Annotated in this window: 1 protein-coding gene; it reads right to left on the bottom strand. The window is 60.6% G+C overall.

Features of this window, described 5'->3' with window-relative positions:
* Positions 1-428: 428 nt before the first annotated feature.
* On the bottom strand, positions 429-1,583 hold the full coding sequence (locus tag P0D89_RS52685) for an IS110 family RNA-guided transposase (protein WP_408371156.1): 1,155 nt from the start codon (positions 1,581-1,583) through the stop codon (positions 429-431).
* Between the last annotated feature and the right edge of the window lie 78 nt (positions 1,584-1,661).

The following is a 1,661-nucleotide window of genomic DNA, read 5'->3' as shown; positions in this document are numbered from 1 at the left end:
CGTTGATGCCGACTCGCGGCTTCCGCCGCAGCCTCGGGACGGGGAAGTCCCTTCTATGAGCGACCGTTTGTCAAGCCGCTCTGTGGCTTGACAAACGGTTTGGCTTACGATGGTTTGGATTGCAAATTGTTTAATGACAAAGAGTTATCAATGTTAAAACCTGCCCAACCGTGCATGACGAATCTGAGGCCGATCAATCGCGCTCGTGAGACCTTAGTCTGCACTCACCTTCTATCCGCTGGCCTTTTGTGTGACCAGCCCCATCCTGCATGCGCGCTTCGCCCGGATGCCCCCGGGGCACGCGTCCCATCTTTCAATCGGTTACCTCATTGGTAACCAGGGACTTCCACGGACGCGTACACTTCAGACCATTTATGCTTGCGTAGTCGGCTAACCAGTTGCTGCCCTTCCTTCGAAACGTTAGGGAGCTACGCGGACTTGAGCTGGGCACCTTCAGGCAGCACACCGTCCTTCAAATAACGCCACAGCGCAATCGCGAGACGGCGCGCGACGGCGACGATCGCAACCCGCCGAATTCGGCGACTCGAGGACATACCCTGTGTGCGCTGGTAAAACCAGCGGGTGAGCGCACTGTCGGACTGATAGCGCAACCAGGACCACGCTATTTCGATCAGTAACGCGCGCACCCGTCGGTTACCCTGTTTGCTGATGCCCTGATCTACTTGACTGTCGCCACTATCGTACGGTTGTGGCACAAGGCCCACGCATGCGCCGACTTGGCGACGGTTCTCGAAGGTCCTCCAGAACAGTTCGAGCGCGAGTCGCTGGGCACCGACCCTGCCAATGCCCTTGAGGTTGGTGAGATGCTCCGCCCGGCTGCATGCCGGCGCGGGCAAACTGTCATGTAACGCGGTCTCAAGAGCTGTAAATTGCCGCTCGACGAATGCTAGCCGTTCGCACTCACGCAACAACCGTTGGCGCAGTTCTGGCGGCAGCGGCGTGCCGTCGTGGCACCGCACCTCACCCCCAGCGAGGCGGCTGGCGAAGCTCTTTTGCTCGACCTTCTCCCAGCAGCCGAGCGTGGCCAACAGTTTGCGCATGCGGTCGCGGTGTTGTAGCACCTCCTTCTGCAACTGGGCCCGTTCACGTATCAGATGACGCGACGCTTCGTCTTGGGGCGAGGGCACTCGGACGACGCGCATGCGGTCGCGTTCGCCGCGCAGCCATGCTCGCAGGTTCATGACTAGCTTGATTGCGTCGAGCCGGTCGGTCTTCGCGCGCCGCTTGTGGCGCGCGACGGGAATGCTCGCGGGATCGATGACATGACACTCGATTCCGCGAGTCCGCAGCGTGCGATAAATCCAGAACGCATCCGGGCCCGCTTCGTAACTGACGACGACGCGCACATCCGGCGCCAGCATCCACTTGGCCTTGTGCTGCCCGATCAGGTCCAGCACGGCCTGGAGGCGAGTCGCAGCGTCTGGCTCGGTCACCGTATGCACCGCTGGTCGATCACGCTGCCCGTCGTGCAATGCAATCTTCCATTTGGCCGCAGCAAGCTCGAGTGACACGGCCAGCACGAATGGCTCGGTAGCCGATGTGTATTCTGGATCTGCGCGCATGATGTTCTCCGTTGAGCTGAGTCGACGCACTGATTTTAGGCGCCCCCAGGTCATCGAGGCCCCCACGCTTCATAGGAT

The sequence above is a fragment of the Paraburkholderia sp. RL18-085-BIA-A genome (genome assembly GCF_046027075.1).
Lineage (GTDB): Bacteria > Pseudomonadota > Gammaproteobacteria > Burkholderiales > Burkholderiaceae > Paraburkholderia.
Note: the sequence above shows the minus strand (reverse complement) of the source record. Positions and strands in the feature narration are given on the sequence as shown.

Bases quoted from the DNA above. Each gene is read 5' to 3' on its own strand.
- P0D89_RS52685 (WP_408371156.1), bottom strand. From the start codon at position 1,583: ATGCGCGCAGATCCAGAATACACATCGGCTACCGAGCCATTCGTGCTG.